This is a genomic window from Candidatus Zixiibacteriota bacterium (genome assembly GCA_036397555.1).
Classification (GTDB): domain Bacteria; phylum Zixibacteria; class MSB-5A5; order WJJR01; family WJJR01; genus DATKYL01.
This window is the reverse complement of the sequence record DASWIS010000008.1, coordinates 732,724-753,174: the sequence shown is the minus strand read 5'-3', so window position 1 is coordinate 753,174 and position 20,451 is coordinate 732,724. Positions and strand designations below refer to the sequence as shown.

The window sequence follows — 20,451 nt, the reverse complement described above, 5'->3', positions numbered from 1 at the left end:
ATCACATTCCGCGCTCAGATCATCGGCGGTTCTTCGTACTCGCCATAGATTCCACGCAGAACATCGACGATTTCGCCCAATGTTGCATACACGCGGGCGCATTCGATGAACGACGGAATCAGATTGTCGCCCCGTTCCGCGGCTACCTTCAACTCGGCCAGGGTGCGCTGGACTTTGTCGTTGTCGCGCGCCTGACGAAGCTGGCGCAGCGATTCAACCTGTTCGGCTTCGACATTCCCCTCAATCTTCAGGACCGGGATTTCGAGCTTCTCATCATCCATGGTGAACTTGTTGACGCCGACGATGATCGCCTCGCCGCGTTCGACGGCCTGCTGATAGATGTAGGCCGACTTCGCCAGTTCACGTTGGAAATACCCTTGATCGATGGCCGCCAGCACACCGCCGCGCCGTTCGATTTCCTCGAAGATCGCTTCGGCCTCTTTCTCCATTTGCATGGTGAGCGACTCGACGAAGTAAGAACCGGCCAACGGATCGATCGTATTGGCAACGCCCGACTCGTAGGCGACCAATTGCTGTGTGCGCAGCGCGATCAGCGCCGCTTTTTCCGACGGCAACGCGAGTGTTTCATCCATCGAGTTGGTGTGCAGCGACTGTGTGCCGCCCAGCGCGGCTGCCATCGCCTGCCAGCCGACACGGACTATGTTGTTTTCCGGCTGCTGCGCGGTCAGCGAGACGCCCGCGGTCTGGGTGTGGAAGCGCAGCTTCCAGGAACGTTCGTCTTTGGCATGGTAGCGCTCGCGGATGTGGCGCGCCCAAATCTTGCGCGCCGCGCGGTATTTGCAAATCTCCTCGAAGAAATCCAGATGCGAGTTGAAGAAAAATGAGAGCCGTGGCGCGAATTCATCGATGTCCAAACCCCGCGCCAATCCCGCTTCGACATACGCGAAGCCATCGGCGAGCGTGTACGCCAGTTCCTGCACGGCGGTCGCGCCGGCTTCGCGAATGTGATATCCCGAAATCGAGATCGTGTTCCACTGCGGCATCTGCCGCGTGCCGAACTCGATCGTGTCGGCAATCAGCTTCATCGACGGTTCGGGCGGATAGATCCACTCTTTCTGAGCGATGTACTCCTTGAGAATGTCGTTTTGCAGCGTGCCACGCAGTTGCCCGGTTTTGACTCCCTGCTTCTCGGCGACTGCAATGTAGAAGGCAAGGATGATCGCGGCGGGCGCATTGATGGTCATCGAGGTGGAGATTTGGCCCAGATCGATCCCGCGAAAGATCGTCTCCATGTCTTTGAGCGAATCGACCGCCACACCGCAGACGCCGACTTCGCCTTTGGAGCGCGGATGGTCGGAGTCGTAGCCCATCAGCGTCGGCAGGTCGAAGGCCACCGACAGACCCATCTGTCCTTGTTTGAGCAGGAAGTGATACCGCGCATTGGTCTGTGCGGGTGTGCCCATCCCTGAGAATTGCCGCATGGTCCACAGGCGTTGCCGGTACATCGATGCATGCACGCCGCGCGTGTACGGCGGCGAGCCGGGGTAGCCGATCTCGCTGTCGAAGTCGATGCCGGCGACATCGTCGGGAGTATAGAGCGACTTGACCGGCACTGAAGAGACGGTCATGAATTTGCGGCCGTCGAGTCGGTCGGCGTCGATCACCTCGTTTCGCCAGCGTTCCTCTGAGGATAGCTCCTGCCGTTTGGGGAGCTTGTGCAGAATGCCCTTGTCACGTTTGGGCTTTGTTCGTTGAGAGGTCGGGGCCATGCGATCGGACCGTCCTTGCCAAAAGTCGCTCAGCGTTCTGATACGGCGCTCAATTTAATATAACAGCTTCGCATTCCAAATGATCGCAGTCTCTTGGGACAGGGCTTGGGCTCATTGTCCGCCGGTCCGCCACTGCCCGAAGAGGTTGCGGGCGCTGGTGTACGGGTCGGATTGCCCACTCACAATCGCTTCAACGGCATCGTCGATCCGGGGCGTGTCATAAAGCTCTGCTTCAAGCCCGGTTCTTGACAATTCCGCAATCGACATCAGCAGGTCGGCGCGGGCACGGTTGCGACGGTGGCCCTGGGGTTCCTGTGATTTGCGAAACGCGCGATGCCGTTCGACGGCCTGCCACAGCGCTGGGATTCCTTCATCCTTCAGCGCCGATGCCATCTCGACGGGCGGATTCCAAAGCGATGGAGGCGGGCTGTCGGGGGCTGCAATCGAACGTTGCACTTCACGTCGGATTTCCAGCACGCTTTCGAGCTCGGCCTTGACCCGGTCGGCGCCGGGACGGTCGGCTTTGTTGATGCAAAAAACGTCGGCGATCTCCATCAGTCCTGACTTCATCGCCTGGATGGCATCTCCCGATTCCGGGACGAATACGACCATGACGCTGTCACAAACCGAGGCGACATCGAGCTCGACCTGACCGACGCCGACGGTCTCGACGAAGATCAGGTCAAAACCAAAACCCTCCATCAGGACGCAGACATCTTTCGCCGCCGATGCCAAGCCCCCCGGTGAACCGCGTGTCGCCATGCTCCGCACGAAGATGTTGTCGTGCCCATAGAGCGACTGCATGCGGATGCGATCGCCGAGGACCGCGCCGCCGGTGAAGGGACTGGTCGGATCGACCGCGATGACGCCGATCGAGTGACCATCATTCGCAAGCTTCAACGCAAGGCGATTGACCAGTGAAGACTTCCCGGCTCCCGGAGGCCCGGTCACGCCGATGCGGTACGCGGCCGCTTCGTGTTTGAACACTTTCGAAAGCAGAGTGTGGTAACCGTCGGAGCGGTCCTCGACATACGAAATCAGCCGTCCCAGCGCGGCCCGGTCGCCGGATTGGAAGCGCGAGAGGAGGGTTGATGTCGCTCCTCTTGGAAGGGCCGCGGTCTTCACAGTGCTCGATATACGTCGGGAGGAAACCGTGGTCAACGCGAGTCTTGGTGCTACCTCAGGAGTACCATCTTGCGCGTGTAAGTAGTATCGCAAAAATGCCCCCGATAGAAGTACACCCCGCTTGAAACTTCATTACCGACGCTGTCGGTTCCAAACCACCCGGCAACGTACTCAGCCGGACCCAATACCGAGTCCACCATGACGGTTAGACGCGTTCCCACGGTGTCATATATCTCAATCCAGACAAGACATGAGTCTTTCAGTATAAAGTGAACTGCAGTACCACCCGCAGAGTAGGGAGAGAGTGGAGGATTGCCTGGGTTTTCATTCAACACTCGCACGTAATCCGCTTTCGGGATTTCTGGTGGATTCAGTGTAGTCGGCAGCGAAGGTCGATCATAACAGTTTGTAGCACTCGCTATGAGTGCAATCAATATCAAGCGACTACTCATGATCCCGTCCTTGCTGCTGTGCCCGCCACGCGCCTTCGCGGGCGGATGATGGCGCCAATCGCAGTTAGTTGGCGTAACACCAACGTAGTGTGCACGCGCGGGCTATTCACTCCGGTCCTGATTCCCTTCCAGGAACGACGGCGACACTCGCAAGCCGACACCAAACCACAATTCGAGTGACTCTAACTGTCCTCGCAGTGCGAAGTAACTGCCCTCCTCATTTGATCGCCAAAGGCGGTTTGAATGATTGTATCGAAGTGTGCTCGTCACGGACACTCGCCCAAGATAGGCATGGAGTCGCGTAGCGAATGAATAACCCATTGAGAGAGCGCGGAAACCCTCGACTTCACAATCGCATTGGGAAGACCAAGTGTCGAGAAGGATGTCCGCTCTGGGGCCCAACCCAATGCCGAATCCGTACGATGCCCTGTTGGAGTTCAGCATGATCAACAGAGGCAGAGCGATGTGTCTGAATCGTTTCTGCCCATGGTCAGGGGAATCGTACGAACTTCGAATCTGTCCCTCGATCTGTCGGAGCTCAAAGCCGATGTTGACGGATGCCGGGTACACAACAGAGAGTTCCGCGCCAATCCCAATTGAGTGTGAGGGATACCAACCGTCGTACGGATAGCCATCATACGTCCAATTCTGCGCAGCCCTGAATTCCAGATACTCCAACGGCGTGGACCAGCAAGGCGATGGAACCAATAAGCCCGACACAACAGCCGTCGCGATGATCGAACGACGCAACATGTATTTCCCCTGACTCCCGCCGACGGCGGCACACTACGCCACCTGAAAGTCTTTGACACGCAATTGCAACCGGATGAGGCCGTCCCATTCGTTGCGTTCGGGGATGTAGGCCAGCTCGAAACGGTCGGGACGGCCGGCCAGCTCGTGAACGCGGTCGCCCATGCCGAAGCCGATGCAGTCGTAGACGCGTCCGCCCGACATCACACGAAACTTCAGATGGCCGCGTCCGACGACAATCGGCGATCCCGACAACTCGACACCGGTTGCCAGAAAGACCGGACGCGGGTTTTGCGGTCCGAACGGCGCGAATTGATCGAGGCAGTCCATATAGGTCTCGTCGAGTTCGCTGGGCTCCAGACGCGCGTCGATTTTCAGTCGCGGGATTAAGTCTTCGTTGGTGAGGCGTTCCCCGGCGACACGCTTGAACCGTTCGGCGAATTCGGGGATGCGCTCGCGGGAGATCGACATGCCGGCGGCGTATTTGTGGCCGCCGTAGCGCAGCAGCAGATCATCGCAGGCGCGAAACGCTTCGTACACATCGAATGTCGGGATCGAACGGGCCGAGGCCCTGCCCTCGTCGCCATCGACGGCGATCATCACAGTCGGCAGGTGGAATCGTTCGACCAGCCGTGACGCCACGATGCCGATGACGCCCTGATGCCACCCCTGCGACCACAGCACGATGGCACGGTCGGTCTGCAAACTGGCAGTGCCGTCGACCTGGGCCAGCGCCTGTTGCAGCGTGTGTTCATCGAGCTTCTTGCGGTCGCGATTGTGGCGTTCCAACTGCTGTGCGATTTCTTCGGCGACGGAGTCGTCGAGCGTCGACATCAGGCGCACGGCGGACTGGGCATCACCGAGACGCCCGGCGGCATTGATGCGCGGCGCCAGGATGAAGAGCACCTGCCCGGTGGTGGCCGTTTTGCCGACGATGTCCGCCTTGTCGCAGAGTTTCTTGAGTCCGGGCTTGCGGGTGCGCTCGATTTGTTGCAGGCCGAACTTGGTGAGAATCCGATTTTCGCCGATCAAGGGCACGATGTCGGCGGCGGTGCCCAGCGCGACCAAATCGAGGTGCTCTTCCAGCTCGGCGACGTCCTGTCCCAACTGTGCATACAGCGCCTGTGCCAGTTTGAAGGCCACGCCGACCGCCGCCAGTTCGTCGATGGGGCCCTCAGCCAACTTGGGATTGACGATCGCCGTTGCGGCCGGAAGGTGTGTGCCGCGTTCGTGGTGATCGGCGATGACGACCTCGATGCCGCGGTTGTTGGCGTAGTCGATTTCCTCGACCGCGGTAATCCCGCAGTCGACGGTAATGATCAGCTTGACTTCGGCGGCGACCGCCTGATCGACGCCCTCGACCGAGAGACCGTAACCTTCGATCAGCCGGTTCGGGAGATAGTAGACGACCTCAGCGCCGAGTCGGTTGAGCACCAGATACAACAGTGACGTCGATGTGATCCCATCGACGTCGTAGTCGCCATACACCATGATCTGTTCACGATCGTGCAGGGCCTCGGTAATGCGGTCGACTGCGCCCTGCATCCCGGGCAGCGAGAACGGATCGTGCAGATCGGCGAGTGTCGGATGCAAAAACCGACGCACCAAGTCGACCGTATTCAGATCGCGCGATGCCAGCAGGTGCGCAATCGCGCGCGGCAACTGGCATGAGCGCGCCAATTCATCAACGCACTCGGCGGGTGGATCAGGAGCGAAGTCCCATTGCAGAGACCGCAGGGGATCCTCCTGTCTGGTCGGATGAGTGATTGTGAGCCGGCGGGCAATAAGCCGGGTTCTGTCGCCCCGCCGGAGGCGGGACGTGGCGGTCATTGATCTGGACGTCTCGTTGCCGAGACGGTCGTGCGGCCTACCCGGGAATGAAACGGGGCGAGCCACCCCTCTTCCCTGCTTGGCCTTGCTCCGGGTGGGGTTTACGCGGCCGCGATGGTTTCCCCTCGCGCCGGTGGTCTCTTACACCACCTTTTCACCCTTGCCCCATGCGTGGTGCACGAGGCGGTCGTTTTCTGTCGCACTTTCCGTCGGATTACTCCGCCCTCCCGTTAGGAGGCACCCTGCTCTGTGGAGCCCGGACTTTCCTCATTCCCATCCATGCGGACAGGAACGCGACCGTCTGACCCACCGGCTCGCGATCTCTCATGCTCCTCGTTTAAGTTTTATATCACAATACAACAATAACTTACGAGACAATAGGGACGGGGCGCCCTTCACAATCAACATACTCCCGAATTCGAAGTGTTGCAACGCAATTCACCGCGACGGGAGTGACCGCTCTCTTGAGTTTTAACGCGACAGCGGACGATTGGTTTCTCGGGAAGCGAAACAAGACTAAACGCGGGGGTAATTCGGTGCGTCTTTCATGATGTCAACATCGTGCGGGTGGCTTTCGCGCAATCCGGCCTGGGTCACCCGGACAAATCGGGCATTCTCTCGCAGGTGTCGCAGATTCGGCGCTCCGCAGATTCCCATGCCGGCGCGCACACCGCCGATCAACTGGTGGACCGATTCGGCCAGCTCTCCTTTGTAGGGGACTCTCCCTTCGACGCCCTCGGGGACAAGCTTGGCGAGTTCGCGATCGGCCTGGTAATAGCGGTCGCGCGCACCTTCGGTCATGGCGCCGACGGAGCCCATCCCCCGGTAGACCTTAAACGACCGGCCCTCGTAGAGGACCTTTTCGCCCGGCGCTTCCTCGGTACCGGCGAAGAGCGAGCCGATCATCACGGCGGACGCGCCGGCTCCGAGGGCCTTGGTGATGTCGCCGGAAAACTTCACGCCGCCGTCGGCAATCACAGTCTTGTTGCTGCGGGCGGCTTCGTGGCAGCAGTCGAGAATCGCGGTCAATTGCGGCATGCCCGCGCCGGTCACGACGCGTGTCGTGCAGATCGAACCGGGGCCGATGCCGACTTTGATGACGTCGGCTCCCGCCGCAATCAAATCGTGCGCGCCCTCTGCGGTTGCGACATTACCGGCGATCAGCAGCGTGTTGGGAAATTCGCGTTTGAGCAACGCGGTGGTCTCCAGCACCGCCTTGGTGTGGCCGTGCGATGTGTCGATGCACAGCCCGTCGACATCGGCGGCGACCAGCGCGCGGGCCCGGGCGAGGCCCTCCTGCGGACCGACACCGACCGCGGCGAGCGTCCGCAGGCGTCCCCGATCGTCCTTGCAGGCGTGGGGAAACTGACGGCTCTTCATGATGTCCTTGACCGTGATCATTCCGCGCAGCTTGCCGGCGCCATCGACCAACAGGAGTTTTTCGATGCGGTTTTGATGGAGCAAGTCCTGTGCGTGATCGAGGGTCGTGCCCTCCGGCGCCGTGATCAGGGGCGGCTTCGTCATCACGTCGCGGATCGGCACCGAGAGGTCCTTGCAGAACCGCAGATCGCGGTTGGTCAAAATGCCGACCAGACGGCCTTCCTCGGTAATGGGGATTCCGGAGATCGCGTGATGCCGCATCATTTCAACGGCCCGGCTCAGGGGTTCATTCGGCCCCTGGGTGATCGGATCGGTGATCATACCGCTTTCGGATCGCTTCACGCGTCCGACTTCCGCCGCCTGGCGATCGATCGGCATGTTGCGGTGGAGCGTGCCCATCCCGCCCAGCCGCGCCAGCGAGATCGCCAGCCGTGACTCGGTCACCGTGTCCATGGCCGCCGAAATTATCGGCAGCGGCATGGTGATCGGACCAAGCTGCGTGGAGACATCGACGTTATTGGGCAGGACATCGGACTTGGCCGGAACGAGCAGGACGTCATCGAACGTCAGCGCTTCGGGGCCAATGCGGGTGTGACGGTCACGGCCATTGTCCTGCACCGTGTGCGTTGCCTGCAACGATCGGGTGGTGACCATTGTGTGCGATCCTGATACGATCAGCGGCGGCTATTCGCTTTCGTCGTCGTCCCAGATGAGAATGCGCCCGCAGGTAAAGCAGGTAATCAGTCGTTCGCCGCGCCGGATTTCCTGAATCAACTGCGGCGGGAGCGTGGCAAAGCATCCGGAGCAGGCGCGGTGACGTACGCGCACGACCGCGCCGCCGCCCAGTCCCTTGCGCACCCGCTCGTAGGTGGAGACCAGCGTGTCGTCGAGGCGCACCAGCACGTTGCGTCGCTCGTCCTCCTTGATGCGAATCTTCTCGCCGACCGAATCGACTTCGCTTTGGATCGACTCCAATTGGCTGCCATTGGAGGACCTGATCTCATCCGTCGCGGCCTTTTTCTCCTGAATCGCTTTGGTCAGATTGTCGAAATGCTCCATGGCGGCCAGGATCGCTTCCTCGGAGCGGGCGATCTCGGATTTGATGTGCTCGATTTCCCGCGTCAGCGCATCGTATTCTTTGTTGGTCTTGATGTCGATCATCTGCTTGAGGAGCCGTTCCAGGTCGGCATTTTTTTCTTTGACCCGCAGCTCGAGCCGTTTCTGCTCCAACTGCGTCGCTTCCATCTGATCCTGCGCCTCGGCGAGATCTTTTTCGGCCGCCGTAATCGCGGCGCGCAAGTTGCCGATCATGTCCGGCAAATACTCTTTGGACCGCTCCAGCTCCAGCAGTTGGTAGTCCAACCCCTGCAGCTTCAGGAGCAACTCGATGCTGTTGTTCGACATCACGCGCGAACTCCTGTCGATGACTTCAATCATCAGGCCGTCACCCAGAGACAAAAAAAGCGCACCGATTCGGTGCGCACGTCAGTCGTTTGTCGAGACCAGACCCGCTCGCAGGGGGTCTGGCGAAACTCCGACTGTTTCCCAAGTTGATCTTCAACCATCGAACGTCGCCGAAATGGTGGGCAATACTGGACTTGAACCAGTGACCTTTCGGATGTGAACCGAACGCTCTAACCAACTGAGCTAATCGCCCGACCAGTACTCTCCTGACACGTTGTCCCCCATTGCCATTGAGCGTGTGTCCCATCGTTCGTACGGACTTGACCAGTCATCCTGGGCCCACCAGGACTCGAACCTGGGACCAACTGATTATGAGTCAGCTGCTCTAACCGGCTGAGCTATGGGCCCTGAACCTGCGACTTTGCATCGAGCCCGTCCCAGTGGTAAACTCAAACATTGCCACAGTTCGGCGGCATGGTCAAGCTTTTTTTGCCCCGACTACCGCGACTGAACTCCCGCAGCCGTCGTCGCCTTGTCAGCGGGGTCATCGCGGGTGTCCAGACGCATCTGCGCTGCCAGTTCCTCGGTGAGCCGGTTGGCGGTCTGGGTGTCGCCGGCCTTCTCGGCCTGGGCGATCAGACTCTTCAATCGGGGGACCGCGCGATGGCGTCGGGAGAACTCTCCGAGGGCGTCCCGGAAGACCTGCTGCGCGGCATCCGGATTGGTATCGTACGCGAACAGCCGCGACCATTCGGCGATTTCGTCGGGTTGCCGGCCCAACTGCTCTGGCGACGGCCGTGCATCGCCTTTTGCCTCCCACTCCAACAACGCCGCATACATCCGTCGGTGGAGCGACTGCCGGAAATCATCGGGCACGATCGCCTCACGCGCCTGCGCCACCCGTTCGGGATCGTCGGCCAGGATGCGCAACAACTCTTCGTCACGCGTGGGGATCTGACGAATCCGTAACGGGCTTTGGCCGCCGACCGATGTCGTCGCGGAACGTGATCCGACCGACTGACGAAAGTGGGCTTCATCGATCTCGAGGAATCCTGCCGCCTCGCCGATGAATGTCTCGCGGCGGTCGGCGTCGTCGAGTCGTCGCGCCAGCTCAGCCAGTTCCTTGGTCAATTGCTCGCGGGCGAGAAAATCGAAGCGTCCGTCGCGCTGACGGGCCTGCCGGACACGGTACTCGACGATGGTTGGCGCCGCATCAATCATCGCACGCAGCTTCTCGGCGCTCTCGCGCCGAACGAAGGTGTCGGGATCGTCTCCGGATGGCAGCTCGACGACATCGACACCGACACCGGCGTTGAAGGCGACCTCGATCCCGCGTAACGCGGCGCGCTGGCCAGCCGAATCCGCATCGAAGATCAGGATTATGCGTCGGCAGAATCGCGACAGCAGCACGGCCTGGTGGTCGGTCATCGCAGTACCGGAGACTGCGACGACATTGTCGAGACCGGACGCGAACAAGCGCAGCCAGTCCAGATACCCTTCGACGATCAAGGCGCAGTCGGCGCGTCGGATCGCCTCACGGCTCCAGGAGAGTCCATAGAGGATGCGACCCTTGTGGTACAGATCCGTTTCGGGAGAATTGAGGTACTTGGGTTCGTCGTCGGCCGCCAGGGCCCGTGCGCCGAACGCGACCGTGTGGCCCGACAGACTTTGGATGGGGAATGTCACGCGGTTTCGGAACCGATCATACGGCTGTCCGCTCTTTTGTGAGATGCCGATCAATCCGGCCGCCTGCAGCGCTTTCTCGGAGATGCCCTGCGCTTTGGCCGCTTTCAGGAGACGGTCGTAGGAATTCGGGGCGTATCCGACGCCGGACGTCTTGAGCACAGCGTCTTCAAATCCGCGCTTGTGGAGGTAATCGAGCGCGGCATTTCCCTCAGGGGAAAACAGCGTGCGGCGGTACACCGCATCCGCCAGTGACAGCGCTGCCTGCATGGCGCGTCGTTGAGTTGAGCGCTCGTCGTCGTGATCGTCCCGCGTCGGCAGCCGGATGCCGGCGCGGTCGGCGCAATACTTCAGCGCCTCCGGAAAACTCCATCCCTCGTGCTCCATAAGGAAGCTGAAAACGTCCCCGCCTTTGCCGCAGCCGAAGCAATGAAAGAACTGGCGCGTCGGATGGACATTGAACGATGGGGTTTTTTCGGTATGAAAAGGGCACAGGCCGAGCCAATTGGCGCCGCGCTTCTTCAGCGTCACGAACTGCCCGATGACGCTCAGGATGTCGGTCGCTTCCTTGATTTGTTCTTTGATGATGTCGTCGGCCATGGCTCTCACAACGGATGCAGCGTCGTGATGGTAACTCCGTCGGCTCCTTCATTCCAGTGCCCTGAACGCCTGGCTGCGACCCGGGCATCGCGTCCCAGGTAGTCGCCGACCGCGCGGCGGAGAATTCCTTCGCCGCGTCCGTGCACGATACGCACCTCGGTCAAACCGGCGAGACGGGCGTCGTCGAGGTAGTGATCCAGACGCTGGAGGGCCTCATCGACTGTATACCCCCGCAACGAGAGTTCGCCCCCCACGTCGGGCGGGAGAAACACCGGGACCGTCGTTCGCGGCTTTGCCGGCGCGGCGGCTGCCGATTGAACCTTTCGGATGGCGCTGCGGTCGAGATTGTACAGAAAATTTCGGACACGGACTTTGACTTTGCCGCGTCCGTCGTCGATGTCGGCCAGTTCGCCTTCCTGCTCAAAGACGTCAATCCACACGGTGTCACCGATGGCCAGCGGTCCGGTGGCCGGTTCGGGCGGCGGCGCGATTATCTCCTCTTTCGTGCGGCTGATCTCCGACAATCGTTCGCTGATTTCCTTGTGTGCCGCTTTGACACGCTGGGCGTCGGCCTGCGATTCGCGGATTTCGCGCACGAGCCGTTCCATTTCGCGTCGCGTCCCGGTCACGATGCGTTCGGCTTCGGCCAGCGCTTCCTTCTTGCGCTCCGATTCCTTCGCTTCGAACTTTTTCATCTGTCCGCGATAGAATTCCTCAAGCTCGGATGCGGACATGCGGTGGCGCTCCGCCTCGCTCTCGCGCTTTCGCAACGATTCCAGTCGTTCATCGAGTTCTTTGAGCATGGCGGAGAGGTCTTTCTCCTGTTCGCCCAACAGCGACGACGCGCGGGCGACAACGTCTTCCGGCAGCCCCAGCCGTCGCGCGATGTCGATGGCATACGACGCCCCCGGCAGCCCGACACGAAATTCGTATGACGGCGAGAGCGTCTTCGAATCAAACAGGAGCGATGCGTTCTCGATGCGGGCGTCGTGCTGCGCCAGCGTCTTCAAGGCGGTGTGATGGGTCGTGACGACGAGCCGGGTCCCGCGTTCGGTCAGCGTGGACACAATCGACTCGCCCAGCGCTGCGCCTTCTTTCGGATCCGTCCCGGCGCCGAGTTCATCCAACAGTACCAGTGTGTGTGAGGTTGCGCGGTGTAACGCATCGCCGATGCGCGAGAGGTGTGAGGAAAAGGTCGACAGCGAAGATTCAATCGACTGCTCATCGCCGATATCGGCAATGATGCAATCGAATACGCCCAGTGCGGTCCCCTCTCGGGCCGGAACCGGCCAGCCAGCCTGGGCCATGAGAGTCAGCAGGCCGATGGACTTGAGCGCCACGGTTTTGCCGCCGGTGTTGGGGCCGGTGATGATGATCGTCGTGTGGTGATCGCCGAGTTCGACAGTCATCGGCACAATGGGGAACCGCTGGTCGGGGTGTAACGACAACGATTTGAGTACGAGCAGCGGATGGCGCGCGTCGACGAGCCGCAGGGAGGCCTCATCGCGGCGTTCGGCCACGACCCCGTCGATCTTCAGACACAACCGCGCCAGCGCGGCGATCGCATCGAGCGCGCCGATGGCGTCGACATCACCGGCCAGTGCATCGCGATGGGCACGCAAGATGTCGCTCAGTTCGCGCAGGATGCGCTCGACCTCGCGCCCTTCTTCCATGTCGAGGCGGCGCAGGGCGTTGTTGTGTTCGACGACACCCATCGGCTCGACAAAGAGCGTCGCACCGGAGCCGGAGCGGTCCTGAATGATGCCGTCGTTGGCGGCCGGATCGCCTTCGCGCATCGGGATGACAAAGCGGTCGTTGCGCAACGTGATGATGTCATCGGTGCGTGACGGATCGCTGACCCGTGACGCCAACAGCCGTTCGAGACGCCCGACGATGCGATCGCGCACGCGGCGTTTTTCGCTGCGGATGCGTGAAAGCTCCGGCGAGGCGTTATCGGCGACGTCGCCCTCGGGCGTGATGGCATGCTGAAGGGCCGAGCGCAAGGGGTACGCCGCGCTCAAATTTTCGAAGTACTCCTCCAGATGCGGACAGGCGACGTTGGAAACTTTGGTGAAACGCAGGAGCGTGTCGATGCCGGTTAGAAACTCCAGAACGATCAGAAATTCGGGGGCATCGAGGAACGATCCCTCCCGTGCGGCTTTTTCCAGAGACGGGCGAAGGTCGGGCAGACCCAGACTCGGGAATGTTCCGGACCGCAGCACGGTGAGCATTTCTGCCAGTTCGTCGCGCCGACGATCCAGCAGCCGCAGGTCCGCCGTTGGCCGGCGACGGGCGATCCATTCCCGCCCCATTGTGGATGCGCACAGTGCCAGTGTGGCGTTGACAATCTTGTCGAACTCCAGGATGGCGCAATCCTGCGCGCCGGCAATGACGGCATCACTCATGGCGTCAAAATATAACATCGCCTCGGCCCGCGTTGCCGTCAACGCGAAGAAAAATGATGGCGCCCGGCGGTCGACACAGGGCAAGGGGCCGATCGACCAAAAAGCCCCCGCCGGAATCCCGGCGAGGGCTTCGAAGCTCGTGGTCGCGGGAGCGGATCAATAGTCGGAATTGAAATAGCGGTCGATCCGGTCGAGGTAGTCGTCGACCCGCGCCTCTTCAATGGCGCGGTTGACTTTGCGTCCGGGTCGATCCTTGCGGACGCTGCGCATCGCTCCGTCCAGCGAGTCTTCCATCTTGACGACGAAGCTGTCCTGGGACGGGTGCAGCTTGGCGGTTGTCTCATAGAGGAAAGGGACCGCCGACGCCATGCGCAACGACAGCAGACTCTGCTCCAAGCTGCCCTCGACGGTATACGGCAGCGGCAGAAACAGCGCCAGGAAGACAAGGTATCCCATCATCACCCAGCCGAAGACGATGCCGACCAGGGCTCCGCCGAATTGGTCCTGCTTGCCGAGCTGCTGGACGCTGGCGACCCGGTAAAACATCTTGGCCGCGATGCGGAACAACGCGAAGAGCAGCATCGACGAGAGGATGAACGCCGCCATCGTGACCCACATGGCCGAGGCATTCAGAAACCCCGCCAGTTGGGTGGAGAACGAATCGTTGTGGTGCACCGCCAGAACAATGGCGGCGGCAAGCCCGGCGGTGATCATGATCATCCGCACGAACCCCTTCTTGGCGCCCCAGCCCATGCAGGCGGCGACGCCAATGAGCAGCAGAATGTCGATGAGATTCATGTGCCCCCCTTGCACCGCGAACGGCGGTGCCGCACGTTGAGAACCTCACTCCGTTACGATGGAGAGAGTCGAATCAATTCGAATCAGTTCCTCGCGAGGCCCACTCTTATTGTGCCTCGAATCCCCTTCCCGGCAGGCGATACACTATTCGTTACTGTAGTGCCGCTTCCGCATGCGGCGCTTGGCCTGATTCAGCTTGCGCTTTTTCCGGTCCGATGGTTTCTCGAAGTGCTGATGCTTTTTGATGTCAGACAGAATACCGGCCTTTTCGCACGTTTTTTTGAAACGTTTCAAGGCGCGTTCAAACGACTCATCGTCGCGTACGCGAACGCCCGTCATTCAACCGTTCAACCCCTTTCGCCGGGCAACGGCCCCATTTATAGGTGAGTGAAGTCGTGTCATATCATCCATCCACAGACAATTACGCAGATCACCCATTGTTCTGATTGATCGGCACAGTAATATCCTATGGGGACCGGTCCTTGTCAATCGGATCGCGAAATCGATTGCGTGACCTTCGTATCTCATTAACCATCAATATGTTACGAGATACCGTTAGCCCCGTTTGACGAGGCGTTTGCGCTGATGATCGGAAAGACTCGATTCACGGCCGTCATCTTTGATATGGACGGCGTCATCGTCGACTCGGAGCCGGTCCACTTTGAATCGGCTGTCCGTATGCTCGCCGGGCGGGGCATCGGGTTCACGCGGGACGACAACCGCGAGTTTCTCGGTTCCACCGACCGCCGCATGTTCGAGATTCTTAAGGATCGATGCGCTCTGGAGTCGACGGTCGAGGAGCTTGTGGCTGAGCGTAAGGCGATCTACACAGAGATCATTGCCGAGCGGGGCCAGCCCTGGCGCGACGGCATCCTCAAGCTCATCGCCGACCTTCGAGAGACCGGATATCGCCTGGCGGTGTGCTCATCCGCGCTCAGCCAGATCATCGCGCGAGTTCTCGCTGACGGCGGGATCGTCTCACACTTTGACAGCGTCGTTTCCGGCGATGATGTCAGGGCGCCGAAACCGGCACCGGACATTTACCGGGAGGCGGCACGCCGATTGGCAGTGTCACCGGGGCTCTGTGTCGCCATCGAGGATACCGATGTGGGAGTCGGAGCCGCCCAATCGGCAGGAATGAGTGTCATCGCCTTTCCCAACGACACGACGCGGGCGCTGGATTTCTCCCGCGCCGATGTCATCGTGGAAACTGCCGCCGACATCCGTCGGTTGTTGTTACCATGAGCGCGAGTCGCAATCCCGGCGACTTTTGCCACGACAATTCAGCGAATGGAGTCGATGATGAAAAAACTGTGGCGGGTAGTCGTGTGTACCAGGACTTCCGGTCGGCATGTCGATGCCGCCTTGCTGGTGTTTCGCATCGGGCTGGGATCGACGATGCTCACTCATGGATGGGGAAAGCTGACCGGCTTCGGTGAGCGGGCATCGAGCTTCGGAAACCCCATCGGTGTGGGTCCCGAGGTCAGCATGGCCTTGGCGGTCTTCGCTGAGTTTTTCTGCTCGGTGGCGTTGATGCTGGGGCTGACGACACGTCTGGCGGCCATACCCCTGCTGGTCACGATGCTGGTCGCGGCGATCATCGTCCACACCGACGACGGCTGGCGACGGCAGGAGCTGCCGACGCTCTATGCGCTCTGCTACTTCACGTTGATGTGGCTTGGGTCAGGACGGTACTCGATCGATCGACTCCTTGATAGTACCAGCCATGCCAATCGAGAAGCCGACGAGATGCAGACTTCGATTAACTGATCGAGTCAGAATCCGCCCATCTTTTTTCCGGCGAGAAAGTGGTAGTGCAGGTGAAACACGATCTGCCCCGATTCGGGCCCGTTGTTGACCACGAGACGGAATCCACGTTCGCCGAAGCCGAGTTCTTCTGCGATCCCCTTGACTGCTGCGTCCAATTGGGCGAGCACATCCGGCGGCGATTCCAGGAATGTGGGGTAGTGACCCGTGGGGCAGATGAGAACATGTGTCGGCGCATGCGGATTGATGTCTTCGAAGGCAACGACATGTTCGGACTCGTACCGGATCTTCGCGGGCATCTCTTTGGCGATGATGCGGCAGAAAATGCAGTGTTCGTTGTACGGTCTCTCGTCTGTCATATATCCCCCAGGCGGTGCATGACGAGCGTCAACGCCGCCAACGCCGCGGTCTCGGCACGGAGGCGTCGCTCGCCCAGCGACATGGCCCGCGCTCCGGCATCGATGAAGACGCGCCGTTCGTCGGCGGTGAAGCCCGACTCCGGGCCGACAATCAGCAGGACCTGACGCCGCCCCGGCGGCCGATCGTCAGTTCCCGTAATCGAGCCGCCCTCGGGATCGCCGAGCCAGACCCAATGGTATTGGCCGAGTGTCGTGGCCAATTCATCCGGTGTTTGCATGTCCTCGATCGGCGGCCATACGGTGCGCAGCGACTGCTTCATCGCCGCCAGCGACAGCCGTCGCCAGCGCGTGACACGACGTTTCGCGGCATCGTGTCCGCCCAGCGACGAGGGCGAATGATGCGCGCGCAACGGAATGATGCGCACGGCTCCGAGTTCGACCGCTTTCTCGACGATCCAGTCGAACACGGCAGGACGTCCGACACCGGCCGCCAGCGTCACCTGCGCGATCGGCTCGCCGAGCGCCCGATGCTGACGGATCACGCGCGCGAAGAGTTCGCGCGTGCCGCTGGACTCGACTTCGCAGTCGTAAGCGTTCCCGGCGCCGTCACAGACGGTGATCATTTCGCCCGCGGTCACGCGGCATACAGTCCGCGCGTGGCGCGCCTCGTCGCCGAAGAGCCGCACGCAGCCGTTTTGAATCTCATCGGGGGGTGTCCAAAAGAATCCCGGCGCATCGGCCAAACGTTGGCGCGCTTGGTAGGTCGTCGTCATGGCATCGGCTCGACACGCAGCGTGCCGGCAAGCACAACCGATCGATCATTTAAGCAAGACAGATTCGACCGGAGCGTCAAGTGAGGATACCGACGAAGACCGGCGGCCCGCGCCAGGATGCGCCTCGCCTGGACGCGCGGCGTGCACATGGCGGGACATGATGGCTGATTATCGCGCGCTCAGCCGCCGAAGGTGGAGCGCAGTTTGTCGAAGAAACTCTTGTCGGCTTTGGGGGGCTGGCCGCCGTTGAGCGTCGAGAAGCGTTCGAGCAGTTCCTTCTCTTCGCGCGACAGTTCGGTCGGCGTCCAGACGATCGCCTGAACCAGTTGATCGCCGGTGCCGAAACCGCGCAAGTGCGGCAGTCCTTTGCCGCGCAAGCGGAACATCTTGCCCGACTGCGTGCCCGAGGGAATCTTCAGTTTCACCGAGCCATTGATCGTCGGTACGACCACCGCATCGCCGAGCGCCGCCTGCGAAAAGCTCAACGGCAAACGATAGAGCAGGTCGTCGCCATGGCGCTCGAGGTATTCGTGCGGCGTTTCCTCGATCAAAACCTGTGCGTCGCCTGAGGGACCGCCGCGCGGTCCGGCATGGCCGGCGCCGCGCACGGTGATGTAGTTGCCCTCGGAAACACCGGGGGGGACTTTGACCGTGATAGTCGAGGTGCCGTCGACGCGCCCGTCGCCGTGGCAGGTCACGCACGGTGTCTCGATGATTTCGCCGGCGCCCCGGCATTGCGGACAGGTGCTGATGTTGACGAACTGCCCGAAGACCGAGCGGGACACCTGCCGCACTTCACCGGCTCCGCGGCACTGCGGGCAAGTGGTCGTTCCCGCGCCCGGTTTGGCGCCGCTCCCGTTGCAGGTCTCGCAGGTCACCCTGCGCTTGATGCGAATTTTCTTTTCGACACCCGCCGCGATTTCTTCGAGCGTCAGTTTCAGGCGAACGCGCAAATCGGCACCGGCGACCGGGCCGCTGCGTCCGCGACGCGACCCACCACCCAATCCACCGAACAGATCCTCGAATGCGCCGCCGCCGAAGTCGCGCATGAAGGCGCGTAACGCGTCGTTAATGTCAAACCCGCCGAACCCGCCGGTACCTGCGGCCCCGGCACCCGACAATCCCGTGTGGCCGAATTGATCGTAGACTTGCCGTTTCTTGGGGTCCTTGAGAACTTCGTAGGCCTCGGTCGCCTCTTTGAATTTGTCTTCGGCGGCCTTGTCACCGGGGTTTTTGTCGGGGTGAAACTTTACCGCCAGCTTGCGATAGGCGCGCTTGATCGCTTCGGCATCGGCATCACGCCCGACGCCCAGGATTTCATAGTAGTCGCGTTTATCCACGCCGACAGCCAGTTGAGATCACCATCCCATCAGCATCCCATGCGCGGGGATTACTTCCCCTTGTCATCGACCACTTCGTAATCGGCGTCGACTACTCCGCCATCCTTGGCGTCGCCCGTCGGTTTCGTATCGGAGCCGGATGCATCCGGTTTTCCTGCATCACCGGCGGCGGTCTGCGATTGCGATGCCTGTTTGTACATCTCCTCGGCGAGCTTGTGGGATGCCTGCATCAACTCTTCGACCGCGTCCTCGATGGCTTTGGCATCGCTGCCGGTCTGCACCGACTTCACCTTGGCGATGGCCTCTTCGATCTTTTTGCGTTCATCGGCGCCGACTTTGTCGCCGTGATCTTTCAGTGTTTTCTCGGTGGTGTAGACCATTTGGTCGGCTTTGTTACGCGCCTCGATCAACGCCTTCTTCTTCTTGTCGTCCTCGGCGTGCTCCTCGGCGTCCTTGACCATCGACTTGATTTCCTGCTCGGTCAGCCCGCTTGACGACTCGATTTTAATCTTCTGCTCTTTTCCGGTCGCCAAATCCTTGGCGGAGACATTGACGATGCCGTTGGCATCGATGTCGAATGACACTTCAATCTGCGGCACACCGCGCGGCGCCGACGGGATTCCGACCAGATCGAAACGCCCGAGCGTGCGATTGTCGACCGCCATTTCGCGTTCGCCCTGCAGGACATGCACTGAGACCGCCGGCTGATTGTCGGTGGCAGTCGAGAAGATTTGCGATTTCTTCGTAGGGATCGTGGTGTTGCGCTCGATGAGCTTGGTCATCACGCCGCCCAACGTCTCGATTCCGAGCGACAGCGGCGTGACATCCAGCAGGAGCACGTCTTTGACATCGCCCGCCAGCACGCCGGCCTGAATCGCCGCGCCGATCGCGACCACTTCATCGGGGTTGACGCCACGGTGCGGCTCTTTGCCGAAGAGTTCTTTGACGATTTGCTGAACCTTCGGCATGCGGGTCATGCCGCCCACCAGCACGACTTCATCGATGTCGGCTGCCGCGACGCCGGCATCCTTGAGCGCCTGCCGGCACGGGCCGACTGTGCGCTGGAGCAGATCGTCAACCAGTGATTCGTATTTGGCGCGCGACAGTGTCAGCTCCAGATGCTTGGGTCCGGTCTGATCGGCGGTGATGAACGGCAGATTGATCGCGGTCTGCATCGTCGAGGACAGGTCGATCTTGGCCTTCTCCGCCGCTTCTTTGAGACGCTGCAGTGCCATGCGATCCTTGCGCAGATCGATCGTGTACGACTTGCGGAATTCATCGGCCATCCAGTCGATGATGCGCTGATCGAAATCGTCGCCGCCCAGATGCGTGTCGCCGTTGGTGGAGCGCACTTCGAAGACGCCGTCGCCCAATTCGAGAATCGAGATGTCGAATGTACCGCCCCCCAGATCGTACACCGCGATCTTTTCATCCTTCTTCTTGTCCAGGCCGTATGCCAACGATGCCGCGGTCGGCTCGTTGATGATGCGCAGGACTTCGAGACCGGCGATGCGTCCGGCATCCTTGGTCGCCTGACGCTGCGAATCGTTGAAGTAAGCGGGAACCGTGATCACCGCCTGAGTCACGGGGCCGCCCAGATAGTTCTCCGCCGTTTTCTTCAGCTCCTGCAGGATGTAAGCGGAGATTTCCGGCGGGGCGTATTCCTTGCCGCCCGCAATCACGCGCACATCACCTGAGGCGTTCTCGGTCACGCGATAGGGCACAATCTTTTCTTCGGACCCGACCTCGGAGTGCCGGCGTCCCATGAACCGTTTGATGGAGAACACGGTGTTCTCCGGGTTGGTGATCGCCTGACGTTTGGCGATCTGTCCGACCAAACGTTCGCCATCCTTGGTGAAGGCGACGATCGACGGTGTGGTCCGTCCGCCTTCCGCATTGGGAATGACCGTCGGCTGCCCGCCTTCCATCACGGCGACGCAGGAGTTGGTCGTTCCCAGATCGATTCCTATGACTTTGGCCATTATGACATTATCCTTTCTTCATCGTTTGCAATTCATCTGTGCGGGACAGCCCGGCTGTGCGGGATCTTCGACT

Annotated in this window: 15 protein-coding genes, 2 tRNA genes and 1 other RNA gene; 2 read left to right on the top strand and 16 right to left on the bottom strand. The window is 60.8% G+C overall.

Annotated features, from left to right (window positions below; genetic code table 11):
* Window positions 1–14 precede the first annotated feature (14 nt).
* The 12 genes from VGB22_04880 to rpsU form a co-directional block, all read right to left on the bottom strand.
* The gene (locus tag VGB22_04880) at window positions 15–1,730 is read right to left on the bottom strand and encodes a methylmalonyl-CoA mutase family protein (protein HEX9750605.1); all 1,716 of its coding nucleotides are present in this window, start codon (window positions 1,728–1,730) and stop codon (window positions 15–17) included.
* A gap of 111 nt (window positions 1,731–1,841) precedes the next feature.
* The gene (gene meaB / locus VGB22_04875) at window positions 1,842–2,855 is read right to left on the bottom strand and encodes a methylmalonyl Co-A mutase-associated GTPase MeaB (GenBank protein ID HEX9750604.1); all 1,014 of its coding nucleotides are present in this window, start codon (window positions 2,853–2,855) and stop codon (window positions 1,842–1,844) included.
* Window positions 2,856–4,093: 1,238 nt separating this feature from the next.
* Window positions 4,094–5,737: a single-stranded-DNA-specific exonuclease RecJ gene (gene recJ, locus VGB22_04870; protein ID HEX9750603.1), complete on the bottom strand. Its 1,644-nt coding sequence runs from the start codon at window positions 5,735–5,737 to the stop codon at window positions 4,094–4,096.
* A gap of 89 nt (window positions 5,738–5,826) precedes the next feature.
* Window positions 5,827–6,200: RNase P RNA component class A (rnpB, locus tag VGB22_04865), an RNA gene on the bottom strand.
* Window positions 6,201–6,403: 203 nt separating this feature from the next.
* The gene (gene guaB / locus VGB22_04860; GenBank protein ID HEX9750602.1) at window positions 6,404–7,921 is read right to left on the bottom strand and encodes an IMP dehydrogenase; all 1,518 of its coding nucleotides are present in this window, start codon (window positions 7,919–7,921) and stop codon (window positions 6,404–6,406) included.
* Between the two features lie 30 nt (window positions 7,922–7,951).
* Window positions 7,952–8,704 carry a C4-type zinc ribbon domain-containing protein gene (locus VGB22_04855; GenBank protein ID HEX9750601.1) on the bottom strand — a complete coding sequence of 251 codons (753 nt, stop codon included), beginning with the start codon at window positions 8,702–8,704 and terminating at the stop codon, window positions 7,952–7,954.
* 143 nt (window positions 8,705–8,847) lie between these two features.
* Window positions 8,848–8,924: transfer RNA gene (locus VGB22_04850), tRNA-Val, on the bottom strand.
* Window positions 8,925–9,005: 81 nt separating this feature from the next.
* Window positions 9,006–9,079 (bottom strand) — tRNA-Ile (locus VGB22_04845).
* Window positions 9,080–9,169: 90 nt separating this feature from the next.
* A complete protein-coding gene (dnaG, locus tag VGB22_04840) occupies window positions 9,170–10,954 on the bottom strand; it encodes a DNA primase (protein ID HEX9750600.1) in 1,785 nt (594 codons plus the stop codon).
* A gap of 5 nt (window positions 10,955–10,959) precedes the next feature.
* A complete protein-coding gene (locus VGB22_04835; GenBank protein HEX9750599.1) occupies window positions 10,960–13,359 on the bottom strand; it encodes an endonuclease MutS2 in 2,400 nt (799 codons plus the stop codon).
* Window positions 13,360–13,515: 156 nt separating this feature from the next.
* Complete coding sequence (locus VGB22_04830; protein ID HEX9750598.1) at window positions 13,516–14,157, bottom strand: CvpA family protein; 642 nt, start codon at window positions 14,155–14,157, stop codon at window positions 13,516–13,518.
* 144 nt (window positions 14,158–14,301) lie between these two features.
* Window positions 14,302–14,496, bottom strand: a complete 195-nt coding sequence (gene rpsU, locus VGB22_04825; GenBank protein HEX9750597.1) for a 30S ribosomal protein S21 — start codon at window positions 14,494–14,496, stop codon at window positions 14,302–14,304.
* A gap of 246 nt (window positions 14,497–14,742) precedes the next feature.
* On the opposite strand from rpsU, the gene VGB22_04820 reads away from it, so the two are divergent.
* On the top strand, window positions 14,743–15,402 hold the full coding sequence (locus VGB22_04820; GenBank protein ID HEX9750596.1) for an HAD family phosphatase: 660 nt from the start codon (window positions 14,743–14,745) through the stop codon (window positions 15,400–15,402).
* Between the two features lie 54 nt (window positions 15,403–15,456).
* Entirely contained in the window at window positions 15,457–15,927 is a 471-nt protein-coding gene (locus tag VGB22_04815) for a DoxX family protein (protein ID HEX9750595.1), read from the top strand.
* Between the two features lie 5 nt (window positions 15,928–15,932).
* Here the strand turns inward: VGB22_04815 and VGB22_04810 are convergent, their stop codons facing one another.
* The 4 genes from VGB22_04810 to dnaK form a co-directional block, all read right to left on the bottom strand.
* Window positions 15,933–16,283 carry a histidine triad nucleotide-binding protein gene (locus VGB22_04810; protein HEX9750594.1) on the bottom strand — a complete coding sequence of 117 codons (351 nt, stop codon included), beginning with the start codon at window positions 16,281–16,283 and terminating at the stop codon, window positions 15,933–15,935.
* Window positions 16,280–17,056 (bottom strand): RsmE family RNA methyltransferase, encoded by a 777-nt coding sequence (locus tag VGB22_04805; protein ID HEX9750593.1) that lies wholly within the window; start codon window positions 17,054–17,056, stop codon window positions 16,280–16,282. Before VGB22_04805 ends, VGB22_04810 begins: the two co-directional genes overlap by 4 nt.
* Window positions 17,057–17,235: 179 nt before the next feature.
* On the bottom strand, window positions 17,236–18,396 hold the full coding sequence (gene dnaJ / locus VGB22_04800; protein HEX9750592.1) for a molecular chaperone DnaJ: 1,161 nt from the start codon (window positions 18,394–18,396) through the stop codon (window positions 17,236–17,238).
* Window positions 18,397–18,446: 50 nt separating this feature from the next.
* Window positions 18,447–20,378, bottom strand: coding sequence for a molecular chaperone DnaK (gene dnaK, locus VGB22_04795; GenBank protein ID HEX9750591.1), 1,932 nt, complete (start codon window positions 20,376–20,378; stop codon window positions 18,447–18,449).
* Window positions 20,379–20,451: the final 73 nt, after the last annotated feature.